The 8008-nt window shown below is 42.3% G+C and carries 10 protein-coding genes; 4 read left to right on the forward strand and 6 right to left on the reverse strand.

Going from position 1 to position 8008, the window contains the following annotated elements; translation table 11 throughout:
• Positions 1 to 19 precede the first annotated feature (19 nt).
• The 3 genes from A4U59_RS05690 to ylbD form a co-directional block, all read right to left on the reverse strand.
• On the reverse strand, positions 20 to 400 hold the full coding sequence (locus tag A4U59_RS05690; protein WP_070120223.1) for a hypothetical protein: 381 nt from the start codon (positions 398 to 400) through the stop codon (positions 20 to 22).
• Positions 401 to 1191: 791 nt separating this feature from the next.
• Positions 1192 to 1446: a YlbE-like family protein gene (locus tag A4U59_RS05695; RefSeq protein ID WP_070120225.1), complete on the reverse strand. Its 255-nt coding sequence runs from the start codon at positions 1444 to 1446 to the stop codon at positions 1192 to 1194.
• 25 nt (positions 1447 to 1471) lie between these two features.
• On the reverse strand, positions 1472 to 1888 hold the full coding sequence (gene ylbD, locus A4U59_RS05700) for a YlbD family protein (RefSeq protein WP_070120227.1): 417 nt from the start codon (positions 1886 to 1888) through the stop codon (positions 1472 to 1474).
• Between the two features lie 165 nt (positions 1889 to 2053).
• Between ylbD and A4U59_RS05705 the strand changes: the two genes are divergently transcribed.
• Positions 2054 to 2551, forward strand: coding sequence for a PaaI family thioesterase (locus A4U59_RS05705; protein WP_070120229.1), 498 nt, complete (start codon positions 2054 to 2056; stop codon positions 2549 to 2551).
• A gap of 215 nt (positions 2552 to 2766) precedes the next feature.
• Here A4U59_RS05705 and A4U59_RS05710 read toward each other — a convergent pair whose 3' ends face one another.
• From A4U59_RS05710 to safA, 3 genes are all read right to left on the reverse strand, one after another.
• A complete protein-coding gene (locus A4U59_RS05710) occupies positions 2767 to 3741 on the reverse strand; it encodes a CAP domain-containing protein (RefSeq protein ID WP_070120231.1) in 975 nt (324 codons plus the stop codon).
• A gap of 346 nt (positions 3742 to 4087) precedes the next feature.
• Positions 4088 to 4516, reverse strand: coding sequence for a CBS domain-containing protein (locus tag A4U59_RS05715; RefSeq protein WP_070120248.1), 429 nt, complete (start codon positions 4514 to 4516; stop codon positions 4088 to 4090).
• Between the two features lie 14 nt (positions 4517 to 4530).
• Positions 4531 to 5163, reverse strand: a complete 633-nt coding sequence (safA, locus tag A4U59_RS05720) for a SafA/ExsA family spore coat assembly protein (RefSeq protein WP_070120232.1) — start codon at positions 5161 to 5163, stop codon at positions 4531 to 4533.
• 175 nt (positions 5164 to 5338) lie between these two features.
• Between safA and A4U59_RS05725 the strand changes: the two genes are divergently transcribed.
• From A4U59_RS05725 to A4U59_RS05735, 3 genes are all read left to right on the forward strand, one after another.
• Positions 5339 to 5710: a YugN family protein gene (locus A4U59_RS05725; protein ID WP_070120233.1), complete on the forward strand. Its 372-nt coding sequence runs from the start codon at positions 5339 to 5341 to the stop codon at positions 5708 to 5710.
• Positions 5711 to 5910: 200 nt separating this feature from the next.
• A complete protein-coding gene (gene ytvI, locus A4U59_RS05730) occupies positions 5911 to 6981 on the forward strand; it encodes a sporulation integral membrane protein YtvI (RefSeq protein WP_070120234.1) in 1071 nt (356 codons plus the stop codon).
• A 353-nt stretch (positions 6982 to 7334) separates the two neighbouring features.
• Positions 7335 to 7847, forward strand: a complete 513-nt coding sequence (locus A4U59_RS05735; RefSeq protein ID WP_070120236.1) for a DUF402 domain-containing protein — start codon at positions 7335 to 7337, stop codon at positions 7845 to 7847.
• The last annotated feature ends 161 nt before the right edge of the window (positions 7848 to 8008 follow it).

An 8008-nucleotide genomic window follows, 5' to 3' on the forward strand; every position in this document is an offset into this window, starting at 1 on the left:
TGGAAAAATGCCCGTCCCCTTATGATCGAATCTCAACTTCGACCACTTCTTCCTCACCATATAAATCGTGGTCATTCTTTGCGAGCTGAATACGGACTGTATGCTTTCCTTCAGGCAAATTTTTGATGATAAATGCCGCTTTGTATACATCGACAGGGTGTCTGCCGTCAATGACGACATGAAGATGCCCTTCCCCCTGTTGGTGTACGGACTCATTCTCGGAAAAGTGGATTGAAGGAGTATATGTTTCGATATAAAGATTACCATTCTGAACATGATACTTCACCGTAAATTCTCTGTCTTTCTTTTGTTTCGCCATCACTTCGACGCCCTGATCAGCCGGCATGAATCCTGACGCGATCAATACAGCCAGCAGGACGGACACTTTGACCATGTACATGCTTTAACCTCCTTTTCAGGCTCGTTACCTGTTAGTGTTCACACCTGCGGAGATTTTTATGTTCAATAAGCAATACATTTGATCATACGCTTTGTGCTTACAGGCTGAAATGAATCATCTCCCCCAAAAAAGAAACCTGCCTTATTCCTTAATTCGTTCAGTTATTGTGGAGAAAATATAATATAACAAGCTAAATGAATTAGGATTCACAAATTAAATCATTCGGTAATTACGCAAAAAAGTTCAGAGTTTATGATTGCTCTATCTTTTCTTTTGCAGTGCAAATGACAGTAGCCTATTCTGGAACTTGCCCGTTTCTATCCGCTGCAGGCATTCGCTTTCGCGGGGTGTCCGGGAAGCCTCAACATGGCATGGCGCTTCTGATCTTGACACTCGCCATAAGCTGATTTCCCATAAAATTTAATTACATTTCGGATAACGATAAGGACCCTAAACAATATTGATTTAAGCCAGAAGAACATGGATTGATCGATTATCGTTCGATATTCAAAAAGTCGGATCTTATCCTCTCTTCATAAAAATAATAACTGCACAGGGGTTTTTATTCTTTCTCCAAACGGGCTTGTTAAACAGAATAAAAGCGGTATAATTTTTACGCACCAGTTGATTGGAGCAGAAGGGGTTCGACTCTTCGAAAATAAAAACCAATTTTCTTCATGCGGAAGATGAGCCTTTACAAAATAAAAGAAACGAGTATAAAACCCCTGCGATTTCATACTCGATTTCTAATGTTAATTCAATTGTTTCTCTACGTTATCGGAACAACTTACTTATTCTTGCATATTTCCATCGTTTGACCCCATTATTTTCAGCAGTTCCAGCATCATCGCAGCCGATTGGATGCCTTCCTGGGCCCGGTCGATTTTATGGGCGAAGGTTTTTCCATAATACACCTGCATCTCTCTTTCAATCGATGATATCAAAAAAGGATTTCTGCCCAGCTTTCGGTACCACTGCGGCTGTTCCCGCAAAAAACGCTTCATTTCCGAATTGGCATTCACAAACTGCTGTACTTCCTTGCGCACGTTATTTCATCCTTTCAGGCACCGGTCAATCTCTGAAGTTGCGGAACGGCGGCCGTTGCCGGATATGGTCGTCATTACTTTTACCTTTGAAGGACTGGAATTGCTCGAGGATCTGCTGTACATTTCCGATCGCACCGCTCATGCTGGATAGATGTTTCTCCATTTGGTTCATATCCATCTTTTTGAGGGATGAAAGCATCCCATTAATAAAATCATTGCTTCCTTTTTCATCTTTTTTCTTTTGAGATCCTCCAATTGATGATTTCCTGTTTATAAACTCCTGCCACATGTCATCCTCTTCGCCGAATAAATACCATTCTTCATAAATCTCTTTCCATGTTTTCCGGTCCTCCCTGACTTCTTTAGCCAGGCCTGGATGCCTTTTGACAAACGCTTTGAACCGTTCGATTGATTCCTTTCCGTTTTTTACGGTTCCAGACATACTGTCACCTTCCTTCCATTAATGCAAGGTGCCTATTACATATTACAGCCGAATATAAAGAAAAGTGCGCCTAATTTTAATCCGCCTTCTGCAGACGCTTTGGATAGGAGCAGCGGCTTTAACGTGTTAAAATATACAGGACAACTTATGCATAGGTGGTAAAGTATGAACAACATTTCCAAAAAACAGTTAAAAGAGAGTCTAAGTGAATTCATTGATGCAGCAGACCAAGCTGAACTTGAAGTCATGAACAGCGTGCTTACCGGAGTCTCAAACAAAAAAGAAAAGAATATCGCTACCTATATCAACGCGTTATTCCATTTTGAAACACATTATGAAGAAGGGAAACAAAGCCTCGAAATCATCATGCCGAACGAACAGATTGTCATGAACTCGCTTGATATGACGCACGGCGGCGTTACGGCAACCTTGCTTGATACAGCAATGGGCACTCTTGTTAACAAGGTGCTTCCTGAAGGAAAAAAAGCGGTCACTACCGAAATAAAAGTCAACTACCTTGCCCCCGGAAAAGGAAAATATTTAAGAACAAAAGCAAACATCGTTCAAATCGGTTCTAAAATTGCATTTTGTGACGGACAAGTTTTCCGCGAAGACGGCAAACTCGCAGCATACGGAACAGGAAGCTTTTTTATAATTGGGTAATCCGAAATGCGGAAGGCGCCCGCTTAGCGGCGTACGCATAAGCGGGGGCGTCCGCAGGAAGGCGGTCTTCCCTTCCGGAGGAGGTCACCGCTTATGACGATAGCCGCTGGCGCCTGCAGCTGGACAACTCGAAATGCGGAAGGCGCCCGCTTACCATTTCCATAATTGCTTAAATCTAAAAAACGCAGAACGGCAATCAATCCGGTCTGCGTTTTTTACTGCCAGTCCTGTATGAAATTCTGCGTATAATACAATTGATATACACCTGTGCCAAGATGGGTGAAATCGCCATTCAATAATGTTTTGCGGTGACCTTCGCTGTTAAGCCATCCCTCGACCGCATCAATTGCATCGGTATATTGGGCTGCGATGTTTTCCCCGGCCAGCTGGAAAGCAACGCCGCCTGCCGTCAACCGGTCACCCAGGTCTTTATCGTCAAGTGATTGGTGGGAAAAATATTCGTTGACATGCATGTCCTTACTGTGCAAGTAGGCCACTCTGGCAGTTTCAGGACTCCATTTGACTTCGCCAAGACCATGCCGTTTCCTTATCACATTTGTCAAATCAAAGATCTGCTTTGCTTCCCCTTTTTCCACCTCAGCCCACGTGCCGAAATCTAGCTGGGGGTTCTCCGCCAATTTTCCGCGGTATGCCATTTCATACGGCCTGTGCTTCACAAGCGTTCCGTCATTGAGGTACCGGACACTTGAAAGACTGCCTGTGAAGATATCGATATATAACTGAACCCAGACGTCCGGCGCGATCTGCAAAAGAGGCTTTGCTTTTAAATCATTTTCTGTCAAATGAAATTGATATTCCGTTCCATTCACCGAAAAAGAATTTTCTGTCTGGCGGGCCGCCGTTTCTCTGATTTCGACAGCGGACTGTCCAATTTTAAAAGGTTTTACCGGAGCATCGTTTCCAGTTGCGAAGGCTGTGACGGCCTTGCCATTCTCAATGCCAACCATCACATATTGGCCAGGCCTGTCAAATATCCGCCATTCATAGCCGTAGGCTGAAGGCTCAGTGCGGACATGCTCACCCATTATATGTTTGACCTCCTGCTCCGTCTTTCCGATCAAAAGACCGAGATTGGCTATTTTTCCAGGGTCCTTGTCTTCCTTATGGTCAAGAACAGCTTCACCGCTTTCTATCTGAAAATCGATTTGCCTTGAGTCATCTTGATTCAAACGTCCTGTTAATGCCTCAACATCAATTAATGAAATGAAGATGGCCGCAGCCAGGACCCATCCCAGTATTTTCAGGTTTATCCCCCCAATTCCTTCTCTATTAGATTTTCCACACCATTAATGATATCCCTAATACCAAATTATTCAACAGGAGACAGACTATACGGCTGAATTTTTTTACCTTTTACCATTACCGACTCCTATCCGCTAATTTGGTTGTTTTATCAATAACTTTAACTGATAAGATGTCAATATGCGGTAATTGAAATTTCTAACATGGCAAAAAAAAAAAAAAGAGGAAAAGCCTTTACATGCTCTTCCTCTGCTCCATTCTGGAGCAATACATTTACTGGTGCATTTCAGGCGGCTCAGATATTTCATGAAGGGCGGTTTCCGCTTCATCGGCTGTCTGATCATTTAGAGAGATGTCCCCAAGTGAAACGATGCCAATCAACCGGCCTTTATCTACAACCGGGAGCCTCCTGATCTGATATTCTGCCATCAGATTTGCAGCCTCTTCCACAGAAGTATCCTGAGTAATCGTATGGAGTGCTTCGCTCATTACTTCAGTCACCTGTGCAGAACCTGACTTTTTCTCCGCATACCCTCTTACGACAAGATCTCTGTCGGTAATCATACCTATCAGCTCATCATTCTCGCAAATCGGAACTGCCCCGACGTTCAGTTCTTTCATTTTCAGGGCAACTTCATACACATTATCCAGCGGAGTGCAATACTCAACATTTGTCGTCATGACCTCACGGACAGATTGCATCATGGTCACCTTCCTTATTTTTTGATAAACATCTGTGTCCAATACTTTCCGCCGGAACCGCCGGCTGCATACCCGACACCGATATGAGTATAGTTCCCGTTTAGAATGTTTTTCCGGTGCCCTGAGCTGTTCATCCAGGCTTTGACGACCTCTTCAGGCGACCGCTGACCCATTGCGATGTTTTCTGCAGCGGCCCGGTACGAAATATTGAAATTCCGCATCATGGTAAAAGGTGATCCATACGTTGGAGAAGTATGGGAAAAGTACCCTGAATCCCTCATATCCGCTGATTTATACCTGGCGACCCTTGAAAGTTGCCAGTCGGGCTTAAGCGGTCCCAGGCCATATTTGGCGCGTTCCTGATTGGTCAGCTGAATCACCTGATGTTCAATCCTTTTAATTTCTTCAATACGAGGAATATTCACCTTTTGCCCCGGGTAGATCAAGTCAGGGTTTTCAAATTGCGGATTTGCTTCAATGATTTCAGTTAACCCCCGCTTATAACGGACAGAGATTTTCCAGAGGGTATCACCCCGTTTGACGGTATAAGTGGTGGTGTTTTGCGCACTGACCTCCTGGACTCCCGCTGAAGCCCATACACCAAGTGCAAGTAAGGCTGATAAAATAATGGTCATCTGTTTTTTCATTACCTGACCTCCTTTCTTGTAATAGTTTGACCAAAATCTGAAAAATATCCCGCCGATTTTCGCTTATTTTTCCTCATCTGCAAAACCTGCGGAGAGGAATGATAATTGCACTTTTTCCTTATTTCTAATATGATAATGCTAGGCATATGTAGAGAATTTTTAGGAGGGATACATAATGAGATTTGAAAATATGGGCATTGAAAACAGAGAGCTTCCGCTCAATATATTGGATCATTTAATGAAAGAGAACGGATTTGTAAGGGCAGGACAGTGGGATTATGAACGGGTGACCTATGATTATAAGTTCGAAAGCATGGCTGATGGCGCCGTTTATTATCTGCGTATCCAGGGTTATGCCGTTGAAGGCGCAATTGATACCTCCCACGCTGTCATCGAAACGATGGTGCCCCTGCTTGGAAGGCATTATTATCCGCACGGAGTCGAATATGAAGGAGAACAATTTCCAAAAAACATTGTTCAGGCTTCCGCCAATCAGCTGGAGAAAGTAAAAGCGGCAATGGATGATGCCATTGAAAATGCGCTGTAAAAACATTACATCCGACATCAATGAAAGCACATGCCATGCATGTGTTTTTCCTTTATCCGTAACAGGCAGCAGTTTTATTCATGGGCTTGTTCCGTTTCAGAAAGATGAAAAAGGAGCATACATGCTGTCCATTTCCTCTATTCACTGCAGCTGTAAGACATTATAATAGTAAATAGATGCATTCAGGAAGGAGTTCGAAATTGTCCAGTCTTTTTACCAGGAAAACGTTGATCATTCTTGCAGTTGTCATTTTAATCGGTATCGCTGCATATTTTATTCTTCCCGTATCAGTTCCATTAATCTTCGCGCTGGTTACAGCTCTGTTTTTAGAGCCGGCTGTCAAGTGGATGACCCGCAGGTTTAAAATATCAAGAAACTTTTCTGTCCTCATAGTATTTATGCTGTTCATCATGCTGATTGGTGCGGGAAGCTATTTCACCCTCACAAAGGTCATAGCTGAAATCATCAATCTTGGTGAAAACCTGCCCGAATATATCGCGGAAATCAATAAGATTTGGTATGAGATGGAAACTGAACTGGTTGCAGCTTCACAGGATTTACCTGAAGAATTTGTGAGGGAAGTCAGTGATCAGATTGAACAGCTTCTTTTCAATATGAAAGATGATTTAACCAGCCTTTTCAATATTGAATCACTAAAAGTATTTGCAACAAATGCCATTACCGGAATTCCCGATTATCTGGTCAGTTTTCTTGTCTATTTAATCGCCCTGTTCCTGTTCCTGCTGGAGCTGCCGCGAATAAAAACGAGAATGTATGCCCACCTTACCCCAAAAACGGCTGATAAAGTATCATTCATGAATACGAGGCTTTCGTATGTCGTCTTCGGATTCTTCAAAGCACAATTTTTGGTGAGCATCATCATCTTCATCACCACCCTGATCGGCCTGTTATTGATTAAACCTGATGTTGCACTTGTTATGGCCTTGATCATCTGGATTATTGATTTCATACCGATCATCGGGTCCATCGTCATTCTAGGTCCGTGGGCCATCTTCTATTTATTGAGCGGGAATATTGCACTTGGAACAAAACTTGCGATACTCGCTGTCATTCTTCTTGTCATCAGGCGGACTGTCGAACCGAAAGTGATGGGGCAGCATATCGGATTGTCGCCTCTGTCCACGTTGATTTCCATGTACATCGGCCTTCAATTGCTCGGCATTTTAGGATTCATTATCGGCCCATTGCTCGTAATCGCCTTCAATTCAGCAAGAGAAGCCGGAATCATCAAAATGAATTTCAAAATATGAGGGGTAAATGGACTGAACATGAAAAAACCCCGGTTATGGCGGAAAAATAGAAAAACAATCAATTTCGCGGACGAAATCATTTATGATTTCGTCCTTTTCTTTTTACTGATTAAGCAGTTCTTCATTCGATTTAATAATTTCTAGTGCAAGATGACATAACTTATTGTCATCCTTTTATTAATATTAAAACAGTGTTGGTCGCAATGTTAATGTTCAAACTTTTTGAGAAGGTTTTCTGTAATGCATGTTGAATTTATGAAAGGCCGTTATTCAACTCCCCAGTTTAATGCGCTTTTCTCACGAATGCTCGCTAACGGGTGTTGAAGAATTCAAGGGACTTAAGGGGTGCTATTATGAGAGAAATTATAAATATCAAAGCGTTGAAATATCCTGATTTTTTACATTATGAATGGGAAGGAGAATTGATTATCAAGACTTCAGAATATGTGATGGTGCTTTGTAAACCTGGTAGAAAGCTAAAACACCACTCCAAAAATAGTACGTTTACAATACATAATCGATCATTAGAATACTTTTCCCTCAAAGAAGGCTTTACGGTGGCAATGGAAATTGAAAGTGGCAGCATCGTCTCCTATTATTGCAATGTTACTCTGCCATCGGTTTTGAGAGGAAAAGAGATATCTTTTGTTGATTTGGACTTAGACTTCGTAAAACGGCAAGGTGAGGATTGGAAAGTTATTGATGAAGAGGAATTAATAACAAATAGCAGCAAGTATAATTACCCTCCTGAATTAAAGGAAGATGCAACTCAATGGTTAAAAGTGTTAAAAAGAAAGGTTAAAGAAAAAGAATTTCCATTTAATGACACAGTTTTGGATAGATATGATTCCCTGACTACATTATAGGGGTGCAATTGTCAAACAGGGCATGATCCCTTGAGATTAGAAACTTATATAAAAGGTAATTAGATCCGTTTCGGTGAAAAAACTTACGAAATAGCATACTAATCAGGAGACCGCATCGCATATGATTTGGTATGTACGCCTGCTTAGCGGCGTGCACCGAT

Origin of the sequence: Bacillus marinisedimentorum, from assembly GCF_001644195.2 — a bacterium.
GTDB lineage: Bacteria > Bacillota > Bacilli > Bacillales > Bacillaceae_O > Bacillus_BL > Bacillus_BL marinisedimentorum.